This window comes from Kitasatospora sp. NPDC058115 (genome assembly GCF_042884635.1).
Classification (GTDB): domain Bacteria; phylum Actinomycetota; class Actinomycetes; order Streptomycetales; family Streptomycetaceae; genus Kitasatospora.
Map to the genome: position 1 here is coordinate 165,950 of NZ_JBHVTL010000011.1, position 20,527 is coordinate 186,476.

At 77.5% G+C, this 20,527-nt stretch carries 29 protein-coding genes; 13 read left to right on the forward strand and 16 right to left on the reverse strand.

The features are described from left to right. The first annotated feature begins 386 nt into the window (after positions 1–386). Both ACFVVL_RS14315 and ACFVVL_RS14320 read left to right on the forward strand, forming a co-directional pair. Entirely contained in the window at positions 387–1,463 is a 1,077-nt protein-coding gene (locus ACFVVL_RS14315) for an iron-containing redox enzyme family protein (RefSeq protein WP_387674778.1), read from the forward strand. A gap of 96 nt (positions 1,464–1,559) precedes the next feature. After that, positions 1,560–3,143: a N,N-dimethylformamidase beta subunit family domain-containing protein gene (locus tag ACFVVL_RS14320; RefSeq protein ID WP_387674781.1), complete on the forward strand. Its 1,584-nt coding sequence runs from the start codon at positions 1,560–1,562 to the stop codon at positions 3,141–3,143. Here the strand turns inward: ACFVVL_RS14320 and ACFVVL_RS14325 are convergent. After that, positions 3,131–3,361, reverse strand: coding sequence for a CDGSH iron-sulfur domain-containing protein (locus ACFVVL_RS14325; protein WP_380291734.1), 231 nt, complete (start codon positions 3,359–3,361; stop codon positions 3,131–3,133). The two genes, ACFVVL_RS14320 and ACFVVL_RS14325, sit on opposite strands and share 13 nt — an antisense overlap. Next, positions 3,345–3,995 carry a HemK2/MTQ2 family protein methyltransferase gene (locus ACFVVL_RS14330; RefSeq protein ID WP_387674784.1) on the reverse strand — a complete coding sequence of 217 codons (651 nt, stop codon included), beginning with the start codon at positions 3,993–3,995 and terminating at the stop codon, positions 3,345–3,347. Before ACFVVL_RS14330 ends, ACFVVL_RS14325 begins: the two co-directional genes overlap by 17 nt. Before the next feature lie 476 nt (positions 3,996–4,471). Here ACFVVL_RS14330 and ACFVVL_RS14335 point away from each other — a divergent pair, with 476 nt between their 5' ends. Together ACFVVL_RS14335 and ACFVVL_RS14340 are read left to right on the forward strand one after the other, a co-directional pair. Beyond that, the gene (locus ACFVVL_RS14335) at positions 4,472–4,801 is read left to right on the forward strand and encodes a hypothetical protein (RefSeq protein ID WP_387674787.1); all 330 of its coding nucleotides are present in this window, start codon (positions 4,472–4,474) and stop codon (positions 4,799–4,801) included. Between the two features lie 492 nt (positions 4,802–5,293). Then, complete coding sequence (locus tag ACFVVL_RS14340) at positions 5,294–5,593, forward strand: GNAT family N-acetyltransferase (protein ID WP_387674789.1); 300 nt, start codon at positions 5,294–5,296, stop codon at positions 5,591–5,593. A gap of 54 nt (positions 5,594–5,647) precedes the next feature. Here the strand turns inward: ACFVVL_RS14340 and ACFVVL_RS14345 are convergent, their stop codons facing one another. Then, positions 5,648–6,547, reverse strand: coding sequence for a Rieske 2Fe-2S domain-containing protein (locus tag ACFVVL_RS14345; protein ID WP_387674792.1), 900 nt, complete (start codon positions 6,545–6,547; stop codon positions 5,648–5,650). A gap of 201 nt (positions 6,548–6,748) precedes the next feature. Between ACFVVL_RS14345 and ACFVVL_RS14350 the strand changes: the two genes are divergently transcribed. Then, the gene (locus ACFVVL_RS14350) at positions 6,749–7,714 is read left to right on the forward strand and encodes a DUF5133 domain-containing protein (RefSeq protein ID WP_387674795.1); all 966 of its coding nucleotides are present in this window, start codon (positions 6,749–6,751) and stop codon (positions 7,712–7,714) included. A 210-nt stretch (positions 7,715–7,924) separates the two neighbouring features. Further along, positions 7,925–8,161, forward strand: a complete 237-nt coding sequence (locus tag ACFVVL_RS14355; RefSeq protein WP_380291744.1) for a DUF6296 family protein — start codon at positions 7,925–7,927, stop codon at positions 8,159–8,161. A gap of 59 nt (positions 8,162–8,220) precedes the next feature. Here ACFVVL_RS14355 and ACFVVL_RS14360 read toward each other — a convergent pair whose 3' ends face one another. Next, complete coding sequence (locus ACFVVL_RS14360) at positions 8,221–8,445, reverse strand: hypothetical protein (RefSeq protein WP_380296263.1); 225 nt, start codon at positions 8,443–8,445, stop codon at positions 8,221–8,223. Positions 8,446–8,627: 182 nt separating this feature from the next. Here ACFVVL_RS14360 and ACFVVL_RS14365 point away from each other — a divergent pair, with 182 nt between their 5' ends. Next, on the forward strand, positions 8,628–9,086 hold the full coding sequence (locus ACFVVL_RS14365) for an SRPBCC family protein (RefSeq protein ID WP_387674800.1): 459 nt from the start codon (positions 8,628–8,630) through the stop codon (positions 9,084–9,086). A gap of 94 nt (positions 9,087–9,180) precedes the next feature. On the opposite strand, the gene ACFVVL_RS14370 is transcribed toward ACFVVL_RS14365, so the two are convergent. Then, positions 9,181–10,020 (reverse strand): hypothetical protein, encoded by an 840-nt coding sequence (locus tag ACFVVL_RS14370; RefSeq protein WP_387674802.1) that lies wholly within the window; start codon positions 10,018–10,020, stop codon positions 9,181–9,183. Between the two features lie 121 nt (positions 10,021–10,141). Here ACFVVL_RS14370 and ACFVVL_RS14375 point away from each other — a divergent pair, with 121 nt between their 5' ends. After that, on the forward strand, positions 10,142–10,576 hold the full coding sequence (locus ACFVVL_RS14375; RefSeq protein ID WP_387674805.1) for a hypothetical protein: 435 nt from the start codon (positions 10,142–10,144) through the stop codon (positions 10,574–10,576). Positions 10,577–10,599: 23 nt separating this feature from the next. On the opposite strand, the gene ACFVVL_RS14380 is transcribed toward ACFVVL_RS14375, so the two are convergent. After that, a complete protein-coding gene (locus tag ACFVVL_RS14380) occupies positions 10,600–10,785 on the reverse strand; it encodes a hypothetical protein (RefSeq protein ID WP_387674808.1) in 186 nt (61 codons plus the stop codon). 221 nt (positions 10,786–11,006) lie between these two features. Between ACFVVL_RS14380 and ACFVVL_RS14385 the strand changes: the two genes are divergently transcribed. After that, positions 11,007–11,591: a DJ-1/PfpI/YhbO family deglycase/protease gene (locus ACFVVL_RS14385; RefSeq protein WP_387674811.1), complete on the forward strand. Its 585-nt coding sequence runs from the start codon at positions 11,007–11,009 to the stop codon at positions 11,589–11,591. Positions 11,592–12,217: 626 nt separating this feature from the next. Here ACFVVL_RS14385 and ACFVVL_RS14390 read toward each other — a convergent pair. Together ACFVVL_RS14390 and ACFVVL_RS14395 are read right to left on the reverse strand one after the other, a co-directional pair. Further along, positions 12,218–12,865 (reverse strand): HAD-IIIA family hydrolase, encoded by a 648-nt coding sequence (locus ACFVVL_RS14390; protein ID WP_380296272.1) that lies wholly within the window; start codon positions 12,863–12,865, stop codon positions 12,218–12,220. Between the two features lie 93 nt (positions 12,866–12,958). Next, complete coding sequence (locus ACFVVL_RS14395; protein WP_387674814.1) at positions 12,959–13,519, reverse strand: hemerythrin domain-containing protein; 561 nt, start codon at positions 13,517–13,519, stop codon at positions 12,959–12,961. Positions 13,520–13,710: 191 nt separating this feature from the next. Between ACFVVL_RS14395 and ACFVVL_RS14400 the strand changes: the two genes are divergently transcribed. Next, positions 13,711–13,854, forward strand: a complete 144-nt coding sequence (locus ACFVVL_RS14400; protein ID WP_387674817.1) for a hypothetical protein — start codon at positions 13,711–13,713, stop codon at positions 13,852–13,854. 3 nt (positions 13,855–13,857) lie between these two features. Then, entirely contained in the window at positions 13,858–14,730 is an 873-nt protein-coding gene (locus tag ACFVVL_RS14405) for a VOC family protein (RefSeq protein WP_387674820.1), read from the forward strand. Between the two features lie 94 nt (positions 14,731–14,824). Here the strand turns inward: ACFVVL_RS14405 and ACFVVL_RS14410 are convergent, their stop codons facing one another. From ACFVVL_RS14410 to ACFVVL_RS14435, 6 genes are all read right to left on the reverse strand, one after another. Continuing rightward, entirely contained in the window at positions 14,825–14,986 is a 162-nt protein-coding gene (locus ACFVVL_RS14410; RefSeq protein ID WP_387674823.1) for a hypothetical protein, read from the reverse strand. A gap of 238 nt (positions 14,987–15,224) precedes the next feature. After that, complete coding sequence (locus tag ACFVVL_RS14415; protein WP_387674826.1) at positions 15,225–15,458, reverse strand: hypothetical protein; 234 nt, start codon at positions 15,456–15,458, stop codon at positions 15,225–15,227. Positions 15,459–15,507: 49 nt separating this feature from the next. Next, positions 15,508–15,681: a CsbD family protein gene (locus ACFVVL_RS14420; RefSeq protein ID WP_380296281.1), complete on the reverse strand. Its 174-nt coding sequence runs from the start codon at positions 15,679–15,681 to the stop codon at positions 15,508–15,510. 77 nt (positions 15,682–15,758) lie between these two features. Continuing rightward, positions 15,759–16,892, reverse strand: coding sequence for a glutamate--cysteine ligase (locus ACFVVL_RS14425; protein WP_387674829.1), 1,134 nt, complete (start codon positions 16,890–16,892; stop codon positions 15,759–15,761). Beyond that, positions 16,889–17,920, reverse strand: coding sequence for an SDR family oxidoreductase (locus ACFVVL_RS14430; protein WP_387674832.1), 1,032 nt, complete (start codon positions 17,918–17,920; stop codon positions 16,889–16,891). Before ACFVVL_RS14430 ends, ACFVVL_RS14425 begins: the two co-directional genes overlap by 4 nt. Positions 17,921–17,969: 49 nt before the next feature. Next, complete coding sequence (locus ACFVVL_RS14435) at positions 17,970–18,509, reverse strand: DUF6328 family protein (protein ID WP_387674835.1); 540 nt, start codon at positions 18,507–18,509, stop codon at positions 17,970–17,972. A 315-nt stretch (positions 18,510–18,824) separates the two neighbouring features. Here ACFVVL_RS14435 and ACFVVL_RS14440 point away from each other — a divergent pair, with 315 nt between their 5' ends. Together ACFVVL_RS14440 and ACFVVL_RS14445 are read left to right on the forward strand one after the other, a co-directional pair. Next, a complete protein-coding gene (locus ACFVVL_RS14440) occupies positions 18,825–19,280 on the forward strand; it encodes an STAS domain-containing protein (RefSeq protein ID WP_387674838.1) in 456 nt (151 codons plus the stop codon). A gap of 4 nt (positions 19,281–19,284) precedes the next feature. Next, positions 19,285–19,776, forward strand: a complete 492-nt coding sequence (locus ACFVVL_RS14445) for an ATP-binding protein (protein WP_387674841.1) — start codon at positions 19,285–19,287, stop codon at positions 19,774–19,776. Positions 19,777–19,802: 26 nt separating this feature from the next. On the opposite strand, the gene ACFVVL_RS14450 is transcribed toward ACFVVL_RS14445, so the two are convergent. Then, the gene (locus ACFVVL_RS14450; protein WP_380296290.1) at positions 19,803–20,024 is read right to left on the reverse strand and encodes a hypothetical protein; all 222 of its coding nucleotides are present in this window, start codon (positions 20,022–20,024) and stop codon (positions 19,803–19,805) included. 16 nt (positions 20,025–20,040) lie between these two features. Continuing rightward, positions 20,041–20,364 (reverse strand): plasmid stabilization protein, encoded by a 324-nt coding sequence (locus ACFVVL_RS14455; RefSeq protein WP_380296291.1) that lies wholly within the window; start codon positions 20,362–20,364, stop codon positions 20,041–20,043. Positions 20,365–20,527: the final 163 nt, after the last annotated feature.

The window sequence follows — 20,527 nt, forward strand, 5'->3', positions numbered from 1 at the left end:
GCCCGGCCGCTGCTGCCCGGCTGCCCGGCGAAGGTCCCCGTCAGGCCGGCAGCTCGCCCGCGGGAGGCTGCCGGCCGCCCCGCCGTACGCGTCCAGGGCCCCGACGGCAACGGCCCGGCCCGTGCGGACGCGTGGGCCGGGCGCCCCGTGGGTGAGGTTCGTTCCGGGCGATCCGGGGCACCCGCCCGGCCGGAAGCGGAGCACGATGCCGAGGAGGCGGACAGCATGGACCCGCGGACACCGAACGCCCGGCCCGTCCACGGCCCCGGGGCGCTGGGGGCGGCCACCGGCGGCACGCGGGCGCCGGCCGCCCCGGCGGCGCCCGGGCGGTGGGGGCCGATCGGGGTACGGCCGGACCGGCGTGCCTCCGGCGGCGGGAGCGCGCGATGAGGCGGGCCCCGGCTCCCCGGGGGCCGCTCTCCGCAGCCGTCCTCGCGCTGGTGACCGCCGGCCCGCCCGACGGCGCCGACGCCGGTGCCCCGGACGGCGCCGACGCCGGTGCCCCGGACGGCGCCGACGGCGGTGCCCCGGGCGGCTCCGCGGCCGGCGACGGGGCCTGGACGGAAGCGCTCCGGGGCACCGATCCGTGGGGCGAGGACCACCAGCTCGCCCTGCACCTCTGCTACGAACTGCACGACCGCGGCCTGCCCGGCGTCCACCCCGGCTGGGAGTGGGACCCCGGCCTGCTCGCCCGTCGGCGCGGTCTGGAGCGCCCCTTCCTCGCCGCCGTCCGGGAGGCGGCCCGGCCCGTGACGCCCCTCGCCGAGGCCGTCGGGCGCCTGCTGACCGCCGAGGGCGACGGCGGCCCTTCGGCGTACCTGGAGGCCGAGGGCGAGCGCTGGCAGGCCCGGGAGTACCTGGTGCACCGCTCGGTCTACCACCTCAAGGAGGCCGACCCGCAGCTCTGGCTGCTGCCCAGGATCCACGGCCCCGCCCAGGCGGTCCTGATGACCGTCGCCTTCGACGAGTACGGCGCCGGGCGGCCCGAGAACGCCCACGCGCTGCTGTTCGCCCGGATGATGGCCGACCTCGACCTGGAGCCGGCCTACGGGCACTACCTCGACGCGGTGCCCGCGCCCGCGCTGGCGGTGGTCAACCTGATGACGCTGTTCGGGCTGCACCGCTCGCTGCGCGGCGCGGCCGTGGGCCAGTTCGCCGCCATCGAGATCACCTCCTCACCGGGCTCCGCCCGGCTGGCCGCCGCGCTGGAGCGCCTGGGCGCCGGTCCGGACGGCACCCTGTTCTACCGCGAGCACGTCGAGGCGGACGCGGTCCACGAGCAACTGGTCCGGCGCGGCGTGATCGACGAGCTGACGGCCACCGAGCCCGGGCTGGCCGGGGACATCGCCTTCGGCCTGGCGGCGACGGAGGCGGTGGACGGCCGGTTCGCCGCCCACCTGCTGGAGCACTGGCGGGCCGGGCGCAGCTCGCTGCGCTCGCCGCTGCCCGACGGCCCCGGCTGAGACGGTGTCGCTGCCGCCGCGCCGGTGCGGGCTCCCGCATCCTTTTCCCGACGACCGGTCAGCAGGGGCCGCGGACGCCGAGGGTTCGGAGGGTGCATGGACGGGCAGCGCGGCATGGCGGGACGGCGGCGGTTCCTCGGGCTGACACTCGCCGCCGCGGCGGCCGGGGCCTGCACCCGCTCCCCGACCCCCGCACCCCCGGAGACCCCGCCGTCGCCCACCCCGCCCGTCGCCCCGGCCACCTCCCCGGCGGCCTCGTCCGGGGCCTCGCCCACGCCGACGGCAGCGGAGAACGCCCTGCCCGGCGACGCCGACTGGCGGATCACCGCCGCCGGCCCGCCGGAGGCCGTCGAGGGCTACGCCGACCGGGTCAGCGCGCTGCCCGGCGAACGCGTGCGGCTGCACGTGTCCACCACCAGCCCCGCCTTCCGCGTCAGCGCCTACCGCATGGGCTGGTACGGCGGGGCGCGCGCCCGCCTGCTGTGGCGGTCACCGCCGCTGCCCGGCGAGCGCCGACCGCCCGCCACCGTCGACCCCCGCACCCGCACGGTGACGACCACCTGGGAACCGTCCGCCGAACTGGACACCACCGGCTGGCCGCCCGGCAGCTACCTGCTGCGCCTGGACGCCGTCGACGGCCAGGGCCAGCGCTACGTGCCGCTGACGATCCGCTCGGCGGCCACCGCCGGCACCCTCGTCGTCGTCAACGCCGTCGGCACCTGGCAGGCGTACAACCGGTGGGGCGGCCACGACCTGTACGACGGCCCGAGCGGCGGGCTCGCCACCCGCTCGCTGGAGGTCGGTTTCGACCGCCCGTACCTGGACGACGACGGCGCGGGCCTGTTCCTCGTCTACGAGGCGCCGCTGATCGCGCTGGCCGAGCGCCTCGGACTGCCGCTGTCCTACGCCACCGGCGTGGACGTGCACCGCCGCCCCGGGATCCTCGACGGCGCGCACGCCGTCCTGTCGCCGGGCCACGACGAGTACTGGTCGCCCGAGCAGCGCGCGGCGGTCACCGCGGCCCGGGACGCCGGGACCAACCTGGCCGTGCTCGGTGCCAACTGCTGCTACCGACGGGTGCGGTACCAGCCGTCCCCGCTGGGCGAGGACCGGATCATGGCCTGCTGGAAGGGCGACTGGGCCCGCGACCCCGGCTACCTGGACGGCGGGCCGGCCACCACCGACTTCCGGCTGGGGCCCGGCGCCGACCCGGAGAGCTCGCTGCTCGGCGTGCTGTACGACGGCTACCCCGTCGACGCGCCGTACGTCGTCACCGCCCCCGGGCACTGGATCTTCGACGGCACCGGGGTGGCGGCGGGCGACTCCTTCGAGCACCTGGTGGGCGTCGAGTACGACACCGTCGACGCGGTCCGCTCCTTCCCCCGGCCGCTGGAGATCGTCTCCCACTCCCCGGTGGTCTGCGACGGCCGGCGCGCCCACGCCGACACCGCCTACTACACCCACCCCTCCGGCGCGGCCGTGTTCGCCTGCGGCACCATGCGCTGGGTCGAGTCGCTGGACGCCGAAGGCCCGGCCACCCCGGGCGTCAACCACGGTCTGGACGGTCGCACCGGCGCGCTGACCCGCCGGGTGACCGAGAACGTCCTGCGGGCCTTCGCGGCCGGCCCGGCCGCCGCCCGTCCGGCCCAGGACAACGTGCGCGGCGTCTACCCGGACTGAGGCAGGGCCCGGCGCCGCCGGTGGCTGGTGTCGCAGAACGGGCGGTTCCGGCTGCGCCGGCACGCGCAGAGCGCCACCACCGGGCGCTCGCAGAGCCGGACCGTGCCGTCCGGCCCGGTCACCTCGACCGGGCCCTCCACCAGGATCGGCCCCTCCGCCAGGACCGTCACCCGCACCGGCGGACGACCGCCGCCGCCCGGGTCACCGCGACCGGACACCGCGCACCACCACCAACTCCTCCTCGCGCACACCGGCCCCGATCAGCCCCAGCCGTTCGAACAGCCCGGCCCGCGCCGTCATCACCGGCCCGAACACCTGCCGGCTGCGGGTCACCACGGCCACCCGCAGCCCCGCGTCGCGCAGCGCGGCCAGCGTCTGCGGCACCCCGGCGAGCGAGGACTGCACCAGCAGCAGCACCCCGCGGGCGGTGAGCAGCCCCGGCACCTCCCGGCAGATCCGGTCGAGGACGAGCCGCCCGTCCGGCCCGGCGTCCCACGCCAGCGCCGCGCCGTGGGGCCGCCCGGGTTCCTCAGCGGGCACGTACGGGGGATTGGCGGTCACCAGGTCGAAGTGCCGCCCGCTCACCGGGCCGGTCAGATCGCCCCGGCACAGCTCGACCCGGCTGCGGTGCAACCGGGTGTTCACCCAGGCGGTGAGCACGGCGCGGGCCGAGAGGTCCACCGCCGTCACCCGTGCCCCGGTGCGCGCGGCGGCCAGCGCCACCACGCCCGTCCCGGTGCCGAGATCGAGCACCCGGCTGGCGGCGTCGAGGCGCTCACCGCGCAGGCAGCGGACGAGGAGGTCGGTGTCGCCCTGCGGCGGGTACACGCCGGGCGGTCTGATCAGCAGCATGCCGAGCGGCTGCCCCGCCCGGCCGGTCCCACACCCCGGCGAGCCACCCGGCAGGATCGGACCGTGGCGGACGATTCTCCGGTGGTGGGAACCGGCGGCGCCGGTCGCGTTCGGCGCGGCGGGCGAGGTCGAGGCGGTGGTCTTTCCCGGGCCGCGGCTCTGCCCGCCCGGCTGGGCGGGCGTCGTGACGGCGCCGACGGAGGACGCCGCCGACCGGATCCGTGCCGCCGCGGCCGGGGTGTCGGCCGGCCGGCTGGGTGATCCGGCGGTGTTCGCGAGGGCGTTCCCGCGCGGCCGGATGCTCGGACCGGCCGCGCTCGCCCACGTGTCCGAGGCCGGCTTCCGGCCGGTCGACGCGGGCGCGGGCGCAGACGCGGGCGTGGAGCTGCTGCCGGCCGGGCACCCGGAACCGATCGGCCTGCAACGGGCCCGCGGGGTGGGCGGATGCCGTCGAGGGGGGCCTCGACGGCATCACCTTGCCGGCCTTCGCTGTCCGGGCGGGCGGCCGGGTCGTCGCTGCGGCCGGCTGCCGTCGCCGGCGGTGCCGCCCCGGCCGCCTGGCGGTGCTGACGGCCCTCGCCGTGCGCGGCCTCGCCTGGGCGGCCGGCTGCGCCGGGGTGCGGCGCGCGTTCGCGGGGTGGGCGGATGCCGTCGAGGTGGGCCTCGACGGCATCACCTTGCCGGCCTTCGCTGTCCGGGCGGGCGGGCGGATCGTCGCTGCGGCCGGCTGCCGCCGCCGGCCGTGCCGCACCGGCCACCTGGCGGTGCTGATCGCCCTCGCCCTGCGCGGCCGCGGCCTCGCCTGAGCGGCCGGCTGCGCTGCGGTGCGGCACGCGTTCGCGGGGTGGGCGGAGGTCGACGAGGTGGGCCTCGACGGCATCATCTTGCCCGCCTTCGCTGTCCGGGCGGGCGGCCGGGTCGTCGCTGCGGCCGGCTGCCGCCGCCGGCCGTGCCGCACCGGCCACCTGGCCGTGCTGACCGCCCTCGCCCTGCGCGGATGCTGTCGAGGCGGGCCTCGACGAGATCACTTCGCCCGCCTTCGCCGTCCGGGCGGGCGGCCGGGTCGCCGCTGCGGCCGGCTGCCGCCGCCGGCCGTGCCGCACCGGCCGCCTGGCTGTGCTGACGGCCCTCGCCCTGCGCGGATGCTGTCGAGGCGGGCCTCGACGAGATCACTTCGCTCGCCTTCGCCGTCCGGGCGGGCGGCCGGGTCGCCGCTGCGGTCGGCTGCTGCCGCTGGCGGTGCCGCACCGGCCACCTGGCCGTGCTGACGGCCCTCGCCCTGCGCGGATGTCGACGAGGTGGGGCTCGACGGCATCATCTTGCCCGCCTTCGCCGTCCGGGCGGGCGGCCGGGTCGCCGCTGCGGCCGGTTGCCGTCGCCGGCCGTGCCGCACCGGCCGCCTGGCCGTGCTGATCGCCCTCGCTCTGCGCGGCCGCGGCCGCGGCCTCGCCCGGGCGGCTGCCTCCGCCGCGGTGCGGCACGCGCTCGCGCGGGACCTGCTGCCGCAGTGGTGGGCCAGCGTCCCGGCGTCCCGGCGCGTGGCGGCGGCGCTGGGGTTCACCGAACTCGGCTTCCGCCTCGGCGTCGAGCCGCGCTGACCCGCACCCGCCGAGCGTTCCGGTGGCGCCGGGGCGCCCGGGCCCCGTCCTCCGTCAGCCCGCGCCGGGGAGCCGGATCTCCAGGTGTCCGGAGAGCGCCCGGGCCTCCAGCACCGGCTGGGGCGAGGTGGCGGGCCCCCGGGTGACCTCGCCGTCGCTCAGCCGGAACTCGCTCCCGTGCCACGGGCAGCGCAGACAGCCGTCCACCACCGCACCCTCGGCCAGCGGGCCGGACAGGTGGGCACAGCGCTCGGCGAGGACGTGCCAGCGGTCCTGGTCGTCGTGGACCACCACGACCGCCAGGCCGTCGACCGTGCGCCGCACCGGTTCACCCGGCGGGAAGTCCTCGACCGGCCCCACCCCGACCCAGTCCGGGGGCGCCAGCCGGTGTACGGCCGCCGCCCGGTTGGGGCCCGCCGCCTGCCGGTATGAGAGGTGGCCGCCGAGCACGCCGCCGACCGAGACGGCGGTCAGCCCGGCGAGGCCGAGCAGCCGGCCCTTCAGCGGCCGGTGGCGGCAGCGGGCCACCAGCGAGGCGGCGAACAGCAGGACGCCCGCGTTGTTGGCGGCGGCGTGCACCAGGCCGGTGCGCCGCCGGGGCGGGTCCAGACGGGCCCAGTCCGCCCAGCCGGCCGCGGCGGCGGGCCCGGCCGCCGCCAGCCCGGCGGCGACCAGGACGCCCGCCGCCCGGCGGTGGCCGGGCAGGGCGTCCAGGAGCTCCGCCGAGATCCAGCAGCCGAGCGGCAGCTGGACCAGCGCCGGGTGCAGGGGGTGGCCGAGCCACACACCGTGCAGCAGATCGCGGTAGCGGCCGAGCGGCAGCCCGTTCAGCGCGTCGGCGAGCGGAGCGGCGGCGCGGTCCAGGAACCGCCAGCCGGCCGGGGCGTCCAGGGCGTCGCGCAGCCGGCGGGCGCACGGCCCGCCCTGCGGGAGGTCATGGGAGGAAGTGTCCATACCCGGCGGCTAGCCGACCGGCGGCCGGGCAAACCCGCGTCCGCCACCGGGCCGGGCAGGGCCGGGCAGGGCCGGGCAGGGCCGGGCCGGCCGTCCGCCGTCCGGGCCTTCCCTGCGACGGGGCCCGGCCACGCTCCGTCGCGCCGTCATCACGTGCCGTACCCGGCTGGGCATACTGTGCGGATCCGACCGGAGGTGGCCATGTCGATCGTGGATGTCGCGGAGCTGCGCAGGCTGGTCGCCGAGCACGACGCCCTGGCCGGGGACCGCTCGTCCGACGCGCGGCAGCGGCTGCGGGACATCGGCTACACCATCGGCGTCTACACCGGGGAGGCGGACGCGGCGCGGGCCGTGACGCGGGCCCGGGAACTGCTGGACGCCAAAGACGGCGGGCCCACCGCGTCCGGCAACCCCGGCCCCGGCCCCGGCCCCGGAGCCAGGCGGCGGCGGGCGGCCCCGGCACAGGCGCTCTCGGAGACCCTGCTCGCGGAGCTCGGCGAGCTCGCGGGCCGAGAGCGGGGCCGCTCGCGGCCGTTCTCGACCCTCGGCGAGGTGCTCCACCTCGCCCGGGTGGCGCTGCCGGACTGCGCGGGGGCGGCGGTGAGCACCTGGCACGACGACGGGGCGGTGCACACCCTGGCGGCGGGTTCGCCGCAGCTGCTGGCGCTGGAGCGGGCGCAGGGCGAGGCCGGGGCCGGGCCGCTGGCACGGATCCGGACCCAGGGGGAGGGCCAGGTCGTGGTGCGGATCGAGGCGGGTCGCCCGGGGCGGTTCACCGACCGGGCCCGGCGCTGCGGCGTGCGCACGGTGGTCGCGGCACACCTGCGGACCCACCCGCACGGGTGCACCGCCTTCAGCGCCTACCTGCTCTCCTCGACGGAGCCGGGGGCGTCGGTACTGCGGCTGGTCGCGGCGCTCGCCCTGCAGTCCTCGATCGCCCTGGACCGCTCCGCGCTGGCCCGGGCGGTGGCCGACCTGCTGGACCGGCGGCACACCACGGGGCTGGCCATGGGCGTGGTGATGGAGCGCTACGGGGTGGCGCCGCACACCGCCCTCATGCTGCTCGCCCGGGCGGCCCGGCGGCTGGACACCGACCTCGGCACGGTGGCCCGCCGGCTGAGCGCCCACGACCGGCCGGGCACCGGCCCGGCACCCGACCCGGACTGATCCGCCGCCGGGCCGACCCGCGCCGCCGGGCCGACCCGCGCCCCGGGCCGGCCCGGCGCCGGGGTTTGCCGCCGCCCGCCCGGGGAACCCGCCGGGGTTCCGGAGCAAGCCGCGACCCGGGAACCGGGCCCGGGGCCGCCGGCCCCGAGGTGCGGTCCGGCCCGGTGTGCGGACAATCGACAGGCGGGGGCCGAACCGAGGAGGCGGGCCATGACCGACCCGTACCGCCGCTACGCGGTGACCCTGCCGGCCACGACCGGCGGACACGCGCCACTCTCCGTCGTCGTCGTCCACCGGACCGGCGCCCTGGGACCGGGCGGGAGGCCGGTGTGGGCGAGCGCCGACGGCGATCTCCGGGTGGAGATCGCCGGCCAGGTGGCCACCGTCCTGACCGCGCCCGCCGGAAGCGCCCGGCACCCCTGCCTGGACGCCGTACCACTGCCCTGAGAGCCCGCGCACAGCGTGGCGGGGGCGTGCACCACATGGTGCACGCCCCCGCCACGCTGTCAGCCGGCGGTCGCCGCCATGGTCTCGCGCACCGTGACCAGGCACGGATCGCAGTAGCGGTCCGGCACCCCGGCAGGCCCGTCCAGGCCGTTCGGGACCACCCGGCGGGACAGCTCCAACAGCTGCCCGCAGAGCGCCGTCGACGCGTCGTCCTTCGACACCACGTGCCACACCAGGCCCGACGGATCCACCGCCGGATCGGACTCGGCCCACATCTCGTACACGACTGCCTCCCGGAGCAGGGGATCGGGGATTCCCATGCAATCCCGGGCGGCGCCGGTCGGCCACCGGGTGGCACCCACTGGGACGGTTCTCCGGCGAACGGACGGTTACCGGCGCCCGGGCGGGGCAGGCGCGCAGCCGAGGCCGGGACGGGCCCGGCCGTGACCCAGCAGGGAGGCACCGGATGAGCATGGTCAAGGAGTCGGTCGAGGTCGACGTGCCGCTGCACGCCGCCTACGACCAGTGGACGCTGTTCGAGGAGTTCCCCCGGTTCATGGAGGGCGTCGACTCGGTGACCCAGCTCGACGACCGCCACAACCACTGGCGGACCAGCATCGGCGGGGTCAGCCGCGAGTTCGACACCGAGATCGTCGACCAGCTGCCGGACGAGCGGATCGCCTGGCGGACCGTCGACGGCGAGGTCCACCAGAAGGGCGTCGTCAGCTTCCACCGCATCGACGAGGCGCACACCCGGGTCAGCCTGGCCATCGACTACCAGCCCGAGGGGATGGCCGAGAAGGCCGGATCCGCCCTGGGCATGGTCGACCGGCGGGTGAAGGGCGACCTGCGGCGCTTCAAAAACTTCATCGAGGAGCGCGGGCGCGCCGAGGGCGGCTGGCGGGGCCGGATCACCCCGGGCTGAGCCCGGAGCGCTCCGCACGACCCCGGCCCCGGATCCCCCCGACGGGGGACCCGGGGCCGTCGTCACGGCCGGGCGCGGGGGACGGGCGGGCGGCTCAGCCGATCCCGGGCACGTCGCCCTCGGCGTCCTGCGCCCCGGTGGCGCCCTCGACCTCCTCCGGGGTCTCGACGCCGGGCCACTCGGTGCGGTCCTCGGCGCCGTCGGTCCGCTCCGCGTCCTCCCGGCCCGCCTCGTCCCGCCTGATCCGCACCGACTCCTCCTCGGCCGACAGCCCGGCCGTGTCCTGCGGCGCGGCGGCCCGCAGGTCGCTGTGCGGGTCGAGCAGGTCGAGCCGCCCGGCCGCGGGCTCCGGGGTACCGGCCGCCTCGTCCGGCTCCGGCTCCTCCTGGGCCAGCCGTGCGTCCAGCGACTCGCCCTCCGCCTGCTCGGCCCCGGTGGTGCCGAAGGCCTCGACGGCCACCGGCGCGTCCCCCGGCACCGGCTGGACCTGCGGGTCGCCCGACCACCACTGGGACGGCGAGCCGTCCTGCAGATCGGGGATGCCCTCGTCCTCGGGCGCAGCGCCGGGATCGTGGCTGCGCGCCCCGGTCTCCGGCTCCCACACCGGCGGCTCACCGGACCCGGTCCCGGACTCCGTCCCGGACCCCGGCCCGTTCCGTGGCGGCGGATCGACCTCCAGCGGCGCCCGGTGCTCCGCGCGGGCGTCGCCCTCGCCGGGCGCGGTGCCCGGCACCGGGCCCTCGGCGATCTCCGGCTGCTGCCCGTCGCTGCCGGCCACGTTCGGCGTGCCGCCCCTGCCGACCGGCGCGGGCCGTCGTCGCGCGCCCTCCGCCCCCTCGGCGTCCCGCCCCGGCCGGCGTGCCCCGGCGGTGCCGGCCGGCCCGATCGCGCCGCCCATGTCGTGCAGCGGCCGTTCCCGCGGTGTCCCGGTCATGGTGACCTCCCGATCGTCGAACTCCGGACCGTGCGCCTACCCGCCCCCGGCAGCACGTACCGGGGCGGTTGGCCCGGAGCGGGCCGGGTAGGCGCCGGGTGTGGAGCACTACGAACCCCCGGTGAACGGCGGACCCGGCGCGCACGACGCGGCGGGGTACGACCTGTGCGACCACTGCGGCCGGGTCCTGCACGACGAGGAACTGCTCGGCGCGCTCGTCCCGGACTCCTCCGCCGTCCACGCCCACGACCCCGGACTCGACGGCAGGCGGGTCGTCACCGCCTGCTCGTCCGACCACCTCGCCGCGCTGATCGCGGAGTACCGCAACCGCCCGTTCGTCCACGAGGAGCAGTGGGCGGCGAAGGTCTGCCGCACGCTCGCCGACTGCGACGAGCCGGTGCCGCTCGGCCTCGTCGCCGCACTCAGCGGCCTCTCCGAGCACCAGGCGCAACGCGGGGTGGATTGGCACAACGCCCGCGCCCGCGAGTGGCGCGCCCGCTACGGCGAGCCCGGCGCGGACGGCGACGACGCGGACGGCGACGACCCCGGCGGCTGACCCGACCCCGGCCGACCTGACCGTCAGGGCGCCGCGCGGTCCGCGGCCGGCGGTTCGGGACCGTCGCCCTCCTCGTCCTCCGCCGGGGCGTCGGCCACGGCCGGGCCCTGCTCCGCCTCCACGTCCTCGCGCTGCGGACCGGCCTCCCCGCCCGGCCGCCCGGCCGCCCGCTCCACGCTCACGGCCCACGAGCGTCGTCTGGCACTCACCACTGCCTCCCTCGGCTTCGGGGCGGACCCTCACGCCCACCGGTGGCCTGCGGCTACCCGACACCGCAACGGCCCACACCCGTAGTCCAGCGCGATCCGCCGCCCACAGCCACCCGACCACGCATACCGGGCGCCCGCCCGGGTACCCGCCCGCGTCCGGGGGCCACCACGCCCTGCCCACCGCCTCCCGCACCGGGAGCCGGCCGACCAGGAGGAGAACCATGACCCGCGACTGCAAGGCCCTGGCCATCGTCACCAACTACGGCGTCGAGCAGGACGAACTCCTCGTCCCGCTGCGGCACCTGCGCGACGACGGCGTGCGGGTCGACATCGCCGCCGTCGAGGACGACGACATCCGCACCCTGGTGGGGGACGAGGACCCCGGCGAGACGGTCCGCCCCACCCACACCCTCGGCCAGGTCGTAGCCGACGGCACCGACGGCTACGACCTGCTGCTGATCCCCGGCGGCACGATCAACGCCGACACGCTCCGGCTCCAGGACGAGGCCGTCCGGCTGGTGCGCGCCTTCACCACCACCGGCCGGGCCGTCGCGGCCATCTGCCACGGCCCCTGGCTGCTCGCCGAGGCCGGGGTCGCCGAGGGCAAACGGCTGACCTCCTACCCGTCGCTGCGCACCGACCTCACCAACGCGGGCGCCGAGTGGACGGACGAGCCGCTGGTCGAGGACGACAGCGGCGGCTGGCACCTGATCACCTCCCGCAACCCGGGCGACCTCGGACCGTTCACCCAGGCCATCGACGCCGTCCTGCCCCGCACGGTCGCGGCAGCGGGCCGGCCCGGGTAGCGGCCCGCCGGGAAGTTGCCGTTTGCGTCGCGCGGTCGCGGCAGCGGGCCGGCCTGGGTGGCGGCCCGCTGCCGCGTCTGGAGGCGGTGATCGGCGGGGTTCTGGGCCGGTGGGCTGCCGCCGCGCCGAGCGGGCTTCATGCCGCCCTGCGCATCCCGCCCACGGGCACCGAGCCGTGCAGCAGCAGGTCGGCGGGATCCCGGGGGACGCGGACGGCGTGCGCGCGGGCGGCCGGGGGGTCGCCGTCTGCCCGCCGCCGGCCGACATCGCGCCGGCGCCCGGCGGACATCATGACCGGCGGACACGAGGGCTTCCGGCTCGACAACGGCATCGACCCCGAGCCCGGCAAAGCGGCGCCTCCCTTGCCCCCGGAGGACCTCGTGGCCCTCACGGCGGAGCCGGCCAGGCACCAGGCGGCGACCATGCCCGACCGGGAACCCTGACCTCCCGCCTCACAGGGAGTCCACGAGCCCGCCGTCGACGACGAAGTCGGCGGGCCTCGGGGGCGTTCGGTGTGGAAGCGGACGTGCCCGGCGGAGCCGGCCCGCGGTGTCCTCGTCCCTTCGCGGACGGCGATCAGCCGTGCGGTAGCCGGCCGGTTCGGGCAGCGGGGCCGTGACCGGCCGTCAGCCCTGCAGCAGCAGGCCGGCGGCGTCTTCGGGGCCGTCGGCGGAGCGGCAGACGGCCGGGACGCAGGGTGTGTACGGTGCGGCCGGGGGCCGGGCGGCGTCGGGGAGGCGGACGGCGTGGGCGCCGGCGGCCAGGGCGGCCTCGATCAGCGGACTTCCGTGGGCCACCACCGTGACGAGCGCCGGCGGCAGGTCGAGTGCGCGGCAGGCGGCGGTCACCAGACCGGTCGCGGGCGGGCGGCAGTCGCAGCCGTCGTGCGGCCCGTGCGGGCAGACCGCCCACACCTCGACCGGCCCGAGCAGCAGTTCGGTGCGGGCCTGCACCGCCTCGACCTGCTCGCGTCGCAGCACGCAGCGCGCGACCCCGGGCTGGGTGCTCAGCACACCGAGCGCGAAGCCGGCCGTCCGCAGCGCCGCGAGGGCGGCCCGCACCCCGGACAGCGGGTGGACCGCGCCGGGGTCGCCGTTGCAGGAGACGTCCTGGATCAGCGTGCCGTCCCGGCCGAACAGCACGGCGCCGCGCGGTGCGCCCGCCGCCGTGCGGTGCGGCTCGCGGAGGAACAGCCAGGCACCGGGCCGGCTCGCGGGGGCACCCGCCGGGCGGGGGAGCGGGACGGTCGTCGCGGTGCTTTCGAGGTACGCCATACTCCTGCGGGTTGCCGACGGGCGGCGGCCGAAACGGTACCGGCCCGGACGGAGCGCGCTGCTGACGCACCGTTGGCCGGGGGCTGCGGGGGGTCACGGCCCGTGCGGCCGGTCGGTGCTGTCGTGGCCGGTGAACCGGTCGCGCAGCGAGGCGATGGCGCCGGTGCCCGGAGGCAGCCCCCAAACGGGGGAGCAGGGGCCGGCCCGCCGGGCCTCGGCGAGCCGGTCGGCGCAGCGCCGCAGCTCCGCCGCCGGGACGGCCGCGCGGACCAGCGGGAAGAGCCGCTCGTTCTCGCCGCTCAGGTGGGCGCGCAGGAGAACCAGCAGCGCGCCGGTGCAGTGGGTGCGGTCGGCGGCCGGAAGCCGTTCGTCCATCGCCCGCGCCAGCAGCCGGCGCACCGTCTCGTGGGTGTGGGCGGCGGCGTCCGCGAGCGCCCGTCCGGCGGGCAGGTACTGGCGGACGAGCGGGTAGAAGGACGTCTCCTCGGCGGTCAGGTGCTCGTCGAGGAGCCGGTCCAGTTCGGCCAGCAGCCGGTGGCCGTCCGCCACGGCGTGCTCGCCTCGGGCGTGGACGGTGTCGAGTCGGCGCAGCAGGGCCTCCACCGCGCGGTGGGCGGTGGACAGTTCGCCCAGGAGCCCGTCAGGGCCGTTCATGGTGCCTCCGTACGGGGGCGGGTGAGGGGTGTCGGGGGAATCTGTGCGTCTGCCCGCCCCCGGTCGCTTCAATCGCGCCGGGGGCCGTCGGGTCGTACCGCCCCCCGGACGCCCGGTGGGCGGTGTTTGCCGGCCGGTGGTCCGGGGACACGCCCGGCCGAGACACGGAAGTGGGAAGGAGGAGTGCGGCCATGACGAACGACGCGAGCGTCCTGCTGCGGGCATACCGGGGACTCGCCGGGAGGGACGGCCCGGGCGGGGAACCTGCCCGGCGGGTGGCGGTCGAGCGGCCGGACGAACCCCTCCACCGGCCGGCCGCCGCCCTGGAGGGCTGAGCCGTGCCCGGGCCCCCGGGCCGTGAGCGCCCCATCGCCGCGACCGCGCCGTCACCGATCGACCTGGCGCCGATCGACCTGGCACCGACCGAACCGCCGCCGACCGAACCGCCGAGCTGCGTGCCGGCCGTGCCGTGCTGGGTGAGCCTGCTCAGCCGTGACCTGCCGGCCGCCACCTCCTTCTACGGTCCCCTGCTCGGCTGGACCTTCCGTCCGGTGCCGAGCCCCTGGGGGCCGTACCTGCACGGGATCGCCGACGGCACCGTGGTGGCGGGTCTCGCCGAGACGGCCCGCCGCTGGGGGTTCCCGGTCGGCTGGACCACCTACTTCGGCACCGAGGACGCCGACGCGGCCGCCGAGCGGATCCGCTCCGGCGGCGGCACCGTGGCCGTCGGCCCGCTGACCTTCGACGGGGGCCGGGTGGTGCTGGGCGCCGATTCCCAGAACGCCGTCTTCGGTCTCTGGCAGGCACCCGCCCGCCCGCCGGGAGGGCCGTGCGGACCGGGCGCGCCGGTCCGCACCGAGCTGCGCACCCGTGACGCCTTCGCCGCCGCCATCTTCTACGCGTGGGTCTTCGACTGGGCGGAACGCGACGGTGACGGCTACGACGTCCGCTACGAGCACGACCGGGTGGTGCTGAGGGTCGACGGCCGTGCCGCCGCCGCGCTGTGCGGGGGCGGCACCGACGGCGCCACGGAGCCGCTGCTGAGGCCGCGCTGGCACGTCCACTTCGAGACCGCGGACGTCGACGACGCGACCGCCCGCGCGCTGCGGCTGGGCGGCCGGGTGCTCCGGCCGCCCGTCGACACCCCGTACGGCAGGGTGGCCGCCCTCCAGGACGCGGAGGGCGGCCTGTTCCACCTGGTGACGCCGTGAGCGATGCCCGAGCGGGCGAGGACCTCGCGGGCACGGGACGCTCCGGACTCCGGCACACGGCCGGAGTCCGGAGGCCGTTCGGGCGCCGTGGAGATCAGGCGGCCCAGCTGCCGTTGGACAGGGCCGTCGACTGGAAGTCGAAGTAGAAGCGGGTGCCGTTCTGCACGTCGGTCGCGATGACGTTCCACTGACCTGCGGTGGCCAGTTTGTAGCCCGACTGGCAGTACGGCGATCCCGAACTCGGTACGAAGCACACGGCGACGTAGCGGTTGGTCTTGGGCTTGATGTTGATGTCGGCGCAGTTGCTCGTCGTCGTGAGGTAGGAGGACCCCGCCGGGTACCACCGCGCCCCATCGGGCTTCGAGTAGGACTTGGCGCTGTCGTAGCAGGCCGCGGCGTGCGCCGGGGCGGAGCAGCCGTTCGCCGCAGGCCGGACGGGATGTTGTGATCATCCCACCGGCCTGCGGCGAACGGTGTGCGGTGCGGGGGAGCGGTCAGTCGGGCGGCTCGTACGGCTGCGGGTCGTCGGCGGGACGGTCGGGCGGGGGCTCACGCCCCGGCTCCCCGTCCGCCTGCCGGGTCACGGCGTACTCCGGGCCGTCGGCCGGGCCCTTCTGCTCCTCGTGCTCCGGCGGAGCACCGCCCTCGCCGGTCATCCGTGACTCGGGCGTCTCGGCCCGCACGGGCGGGTCCGGGGGTTCGCGGGTACGGTCGTGCGGGCCGGTCATGGTCGCCCACCTCCGGTTCGTCGGTGTCGGTGCGGTCGCGGGGGCCGCGTCAGTCCTTGCCCGCGTCCTTGAGCTTCTCGGCGGCCTGCTTCAGGTCGCTCTTCATCTGGGTGCCGCGGCCCTTGGCCTCCATCGTGCGGTCACCGGTGGCCCGGCCGGCGGCCTCCTTGGCCTTGCCGCGGGCCTTCTCGGCCATGTTGCGCACCTTGTCGTCGGTCGCCATGGTGTTCGCCTCCGTTCGCCACGGGCGGGCCGGTGCCCGCCCGGGAGGCGTCTGCCCCGAAGCGGGCAGGTCATGCGTCAGACGGGCGGGGTGACGGTGGCGGTCAGCCGGGCGAGTCCGTCGACCACGTCGCGTGCGCGCCCGTGCGCGCGGAAGTCCCGGCGCTGGCGCTCGGCACCGCTGCCCAGCCGGCGCAGCCGGTCGAGACCGGCCTCGACGGCCGCCAGGTCACCCGCGGCGGACAGCCCCGGCGCGGCCCGCTCCAGCAGCCGGTCCACCAGCGCGGGCATCGGCACCGGCCACCCGGTGAACGGGTCGATCCCCTCGCCCGACGGGCCGGTCTGGGCGGCCCGCCGGTGGGCGGCCGCCAGCCGGCCGTGCGGTACGGCGGGCGGGGGCAGCCCGACCCGGGCCTCGTCGAGCAGGACGGCGCCGAGCCCGCGCAGCAGCCCGGCGAACAGCAGCACCGTCCCCAGGTCGGCGTTGACGTCGGCGACCCGCACCTCCAGCGTCGGCACGTGCTCCGACGGGCGGGTGTACCAGTAGATCATCCGGCGGTCGAGCAGCGTGCCGCGCGCGACCAGGGCGTTGGCGCGCCGCTCGTAGCCCCGCTCGTCCACCAGCGGCGCCGCGCCGACGGTCGGCCAGCGCGACCAGCGCACGTCCCGCCAGCTGGCGAAGCCGCTGTCGCGGCCCGCGTCGAACGGCGAGTTGACGGCGAGCGCCTGCAGCACCGGCAGCCAGGGCCGCAGCCGGTTGCCGAGCGCCAGCGCGAGCCCGCGCTCCAGGGTGCCCAGGTGCACGTGACAGCCGCAGAGCGCCCCGCTGTAGCCGTCGGCCGCGGCCGGGTAGCGGTCCGCCATCAGCCGATAGCGGGGGTTGTCGGTGAGCAGCGCCGGCTCCGGTCCCGCCAGCACCGGCGTCCCGCTGGCGACCAGCAGGCAGTCCGCGTCGGCGGCCGCCGCCACCAGGCCGGCGCGCAGCCGGGCGAGGTCGTCGGCCAGCTCCTTGAGGCGAAGTGCGGGGCGGCTGGTGGTCTCCACCTGCACCTGGAAGATCTCCGGCTGCACCTGCTCGTCCAGCACCCGGGAGGCGGCCGCCAGCACCTGCGAGGCGCGGGCGACGGGCAGCCGGGTCCGGCGGTCGACCAGCAGGAACTCCTCCTCCACCCCGACGGTCGGCACCGTTCCGGGGGTCGGGCGCGTGGTCACGGCCGGCTCCGGCGCGAACCGCGGGCCAGCGCGAGGCCGGCCGTGCCCAGCAGGCCGGAACCCGCCGCCGCGAGCAGGGCGCGGTGCTGGGAGGCCCACAGCTGCGGGCTGCGCGCGTGGGCCTCGTCGTCGAAGCGCCCGCGCGCACCGTGGTCGACGTCGTCGTCGGCGGGCTCCCACAGGTTGGCGCGGTCCTGGACGCGTCGCGGCCGGTCCTCCTGCTGCGCCGACCGGCCGGTGCGGGCCAGGTAGTGGTCGAGCAGCCCGGGTGCCACGGCGTTGGCCAACAGGGTCGCCACCGTGCTCGCGCCGACCCAGTACTCGCGCCGCCCGGGGTGGTCGGCGGCGAACCGCACGGCGCGGGCGGCGACCTCCGGCTGGTACACCGGCGCGACCGGCCGGGCGCGCCCGGGCAGCCGGTTGAGCACCCAGTCGAACTGCGGGGTGTTGACGGCGGGCAGCTGGACCATGGTGACCCGCACGCCCGAGCGGGCGGCGAGCAGTTCGCAGCGCAGCGCCTCGTGCCAGCCCTGGAGGGCGTGCTTGGCGCCGCTGTACGCGCTCTGCAGCGGAATGCCCCGGTAGGCGATGGCCGATCCGACCTGCACGACGGTGCCGCGGTCGCGGGGCAGCATCCGGTGCAGCGCAGCTCGGGTGCCGTTCACGTATCCAAGGTAGGTGACGTCGGTGACCCGGCGAAACTCGGCGGCGGTGATGTCCGCGAAGGGCGCGAACACCCCCGCGAAGGCGTCGTTCACCCAGACGTCGATCGGCCCGAACGCCTCCTCGGCGCGGTCCGCGACGTCCTCGCAGGCCTCGGGGTCGGCGACGTCGGCCGGGACGACCAGCGCGGGCGCGCCCGCCTGCCCGGCCTCGGCGGCCGCGGCGCGCAGCCCGGCCCGGCCGCGCCCGGTGAGCACCAGCCGGTCGCCGCGGGCGGCGAACTCCCGTACGCAGGCCCGGCCGACTCCGGCCCCGGCCCCCGTGACGACGACGGTGCGTGGCGGCGGATCGCGGTGAGTCCTCATGGCGGGCGTGTTGCCCCGGGCGCGGTGGCGAAACGTCCCGGTCCGCGGTTCAGTCCTCGGGCGGGCGCTTCTCCCGGCGGTTCTGGCGGCGCAGTTGGACCACCGGCAGGAGCAGCCAGCAGACGGCGAAGTAGGCCATCACCGCGCCCGCGATCCAGGCGGCCGCGGCACCGTCGGTGGCCTCCCGCAGCAGCAGGAGCAGTGCGGAGCCGATGGTCAGCGCCAGCAGGATCAGGCCGATCGCGACCAGCCGCGCGGCCGCGTCGACCAGCTGCGGCTTGAGCCGGCGGCCGGCGAAGAGCCGGTGGTAGGAGACCGGCGCGGCGAGCGAGCCGGTGGCGAGCGCGCCCAGCACCACGGTGACCACGTACAGATCGCGGTCGAATTGCTCCAACTGGGCGAACCGCGGCATGAAGACGACGCTCAGCAGGAAGCCGAACAGGACCTGGGAGCCGGTCTGCGCGACCCGCACCTCCTGGAGCAGGTCGCTCCAGCGGCGGTCCGCGCGTTCCTCCGGTGACTCCTGGCGTCCGTCCCGGGGCGCGGTGGTGCCCTCGCGGCGCCCTGCTCCCCCTGCTCCCCGTGTCATCCGCCCCTCCTCCGTCCTGTCCGTCGCCTCGCGTCCGTCGCGTCCGTCGCGGCCGTCCGTCGGCTCCCGCCGCGCTCCCTCCCCGACCGCGCGACCCCGTCCCGTTCCGATCATCCACCGGTCCGCCCCGCCCGGCGTGTAGCCGGGCGGGGGGGCGGGCAAACGCGGGCCGTGGACGAGAGGACCCGGACACCGCCGCGAGCGCCGTGGCGGGCCGCGGACCGGCCGGTCCGCGCCGTCCGCGCGGCCCGCCCGGCGGCGCGGCATCATGGTCTGGACGGCACCAAGCCTTTGCGACCGGACCGGGAGCCAGCCATGCATCTCTCCGCGGGCGACGCCGGGGGCACGGGGGGCACGGGGGACGGACCCGGTGGCACGCGGCGCGAGCCCCCGGAGAACTACCGGCCGGGAGAACTGTCCGTCGTGGTGCACCGCAACGGACCGGTGCGGATCGTCACCGTCGGGGGAGAACTCGACCACGACTCGGCGGACGGGCTGCGCACCGCGCTCGCCGGACTGCCGGAGGAGGGCCTCGCCCGGATCCTGGTCGACCTCGCCGAACTGCGCTTCTGCGACTCCACCGGGCTGAACATCCTGCTGCGGGCCCGCCAGGAGGCCGAACGGGCCGGCGTCCGGCTGGAGGTCGCCGGGCCGCGCCCCGCCCTCGTGCGGCTGTTCGCCGTGACCGGGGCCGACACCGTGCTGCGGGTCCACCCCACCCTCGCCCTCGCCCTGGAGACGGGCGCCGGCCCGGCCGGTGAGCGGGCGTGACGACATGACGACCGGCCCCGGCCCCGGCCCCGCCCCCGCCCCGGCACCGGATCCGGACGAGACCCGGCGGCTGGCGCTGAGCGGCGCCCGGGGAGCCGTGCAGCGCTCGCGCGACTTCAGCCGCCAGGCGCTGCTCGACTGGCACTGGCTGGCGGTGGACGGCGAGCAGTGGCCCGACGACGAGCAGGTCGCGGTCTTCGAGGACGTCCTGCTGATGGTCTCCGAACTCGTCACCAACGCCTGCCTGCACGCGCCCGGCGGCCCGCGCGAACTGCGGCTGCGCTGGGACACCCTGCGGCTGCGGGTCGAGGTGAGCGACGCCAGCCCGGTACCGCCGCAGCTGCGCCCGTCCGCCGATCCGGGGCAGCCGGGCGGGCACGGGCTGCGCGTGGTGGACCGGCTCGCCCGCGCCTGGGGATCGCGGCCCGAGGGCGCGGGCAAGTCGGTCTGGCTGGAGGTGCCGTCGCCGCTGGACCACCGCGGCCCGTACGGCTGAGCCGTACGGGCCGCGGGGAGCGGTGTTCAGGCGCCCGCCCGGCCGGGCTCGGTCGGCGGGCCCGGGTCGGGCTCCGGCGGCGGGAACGGCGGCACCGGCGGCGGCGCCGGGTCCGGTTCCGGCCGTGGGAGCGGGTTCGGGTGCGGGTGGGGGAAGGGTTCGGTGTCCGGGTGGCCGGGCGGGGGCACCGTCGGGACGCTCGCGGCGGTGCCCGCCGCACCGGTGACGGTCGTCGCGGTGGCGGTCATGGCACTCCTCCCGTGGTCACCGGCCGAGCGCGTGGGACAGCTCGCGCTTGTTCATCTTCGAGCGCCCCTTGATGCCGCGCTGCCTGGCCTCGTTGTACAGCTGGTCGTAGGTGGGCCCGCCGGCGCCCCGGTGCGAACGCTGTCCGCCGCGCCGGCCGGAGGAGATGTCATGGGTGGAGCTGCGGCTCGCGGTCCTGGACTCGCCGTGCCGGGCGCGTTCCTTGTTGACCGTCCGGGCGGCGATCTCCTCGGCCCGCTTCTCGCTCTCGCCGCGGTCCAGCGCGCTCTCCTTGATGTGCTCGTACTGGCGTTCCCGCTTGGGGCTCGATCCTCGGGGCATGGCCGTGCTCCTCTCCGGTTCCGGTTCCCCGTCCTTGCCGAGCGCGTCTACCCGGTCGGCGGGCGGCGAACCACCGCGCGGCCGCCACCGGTCCGGACGTCCCGCGTGTCGCCTCCCGCGCGACGGTGGCACAGTGGGAGGCGGGGCGGCGCCGCCGCTTCCC

Excerpts from the sequence above, each read along its gene's own strand:
- ACFVVL_RS14390 (WP_380296272.1), bottom strand. The coding sequence starts at position 12,865 with ATGGCGTACCTCGAAAGCACCGCGACGACCGTCCCGCTCCCCCGCCCG.
- ACFVVL_RS14355 (WP_380291744.1), top strand. The coding sequence starts at position 7,925 with ATGACCGACCCGTACCGCCGCTACGCGGTGACCCTGCCGGCCACGACC.
- ACFVVL_RS14330 (WP_387674784.1), bottom strand. The coding sequence starts at position 3,995 with ATGCTGCTGATCAGACCGCCCGGCGTGTACCCGCCGCAGGGCGACACC.
- ACFVVL_RS14435 (WP_387674835.1), bottom strand. The coding sequence starts at position 18,509 with ATGACACGGGGAGCAGGGGGAGCAGGGCGCCGCGAGGGCACCACCGCG.
- ACFVVL_RS14455 (WP_380296291.1), bottom strand. The coding sequence starts at position 20,364 with ATGCCCCGAGGATCGAGCCCCAAGCGGGAACGCCAGTACGAGCACATC.
- ACFVVL_RS14420 (WP_380296281.1), bottom strand. The coding sequence starts at position 15,681 with ATGGCGACCGACGACAAGGTGCGCAACATGGCCGAGAAGGCCCGCGGC.
- ACFVVL_RS14315 (WP_387674778.1), top strand. The coding sequence starts at position 387 with ATGAGGCGGGCCCCGGCTCCCCGGGGGCCGCTCTCCGCAGCCGTCCTC.
- ACFVVL_RS14445 (WP_387674841.1), top strand. The coding sequence starts at position 19,285 with ATGACGACCGGCCCCGGCCCCGGCCCCGCCCCCGCCCCGGCACCGGAT.
- ACFVVL_RS14400 (WP_387674817.1), top strand. The coding sequence starts at position 13,711 with ATGACGAACGACGCGAGCGTCCTGCTGCGGGCATACCGGGGACTCGCC.
- ACFVVL_RS14320 (WP_387674781.1), top strand. The coding sequence starts at position 1,560 with ATGGACGGGCAGCGCGGCATGGCGGGACGGCGGCGGTTCCTCGGGCTG.
- ACFVVL_RS14395 (WP_387674814.1), bottom strand. The coding sequence starts at position 13,519 with ATGAACGGCCCTGACGGGCTCCTGGGCGAACTGTCCACCGCCCACCGC.
- ACFVVL_RS14345 (WP_387674792.1), bottom strand. The coding sequence starts at position 6,547 with ATGGACACTTCCTCCCATGACCTCCCGCAGGGCGGGCCGTGCGCCCGC.
- ACFVVL_RS14350 (WP_387674795.1), top strand. The coding sequence starts at position 6,749 with ATGTCGATCGTGGATGTCGCGGAGCTGCGCAGGCTGGTCGCCGAGCAC.
- ACFVVL_RS14370 (WP_387674802.1), bottom strand. The coding sequence starts at position 10,020 with ATGACCGGGACACCGCGGGAACGGCCGCTGCACGACATGGGCGGCGCG.
- ACFVVL_RS14365 (WP_387674800.1), top strand. The coding sequence starts at position 8,628 with ATGAGCATGGTCAAGGAGTCGGTCGAGGTCGACGTGCCGCTGCACGCC.
- ACFVVL_RS14450 (WP_380296290.1), bottom strand. The coding sequence starts at position 20,024 with ATGACCGCCACCGCGACGACCGTCACCGGTGCGGCGGGCACCGCCGCG.
- ACFVVL_RS14385 (WP_387674811.1), top strand. The coding sequence starts at position 11,007 with ATGACCCGCGACTGCAAGGCCCTGGCCATCGTCACCAACTACGGCGTC.
- ACFVVL_RS14415 (WP_387674826.1), bottom strand. The coding sequence starts at position 15,458 with ATGACCGGCCCGCACGACCGTACCCGCGAACCCCCGGACCCGCCCGTG.
- ACFVVL_RS14440 (WP_387674838.1), top strand. The coding sequence starts at position 18,825 with ATGCATCTCTCCGCGGGCGACGCCGGGGGCACGGGGGGCACGGGGGAC.
- ACFVVL_RS14430 (WP_387674832.1), bottom strand. The coding sequence starts at position 17,920 with ATGAGGACTCACCGCGATCCGCCGCCACGCACCGTCGTCGTCACGGGG.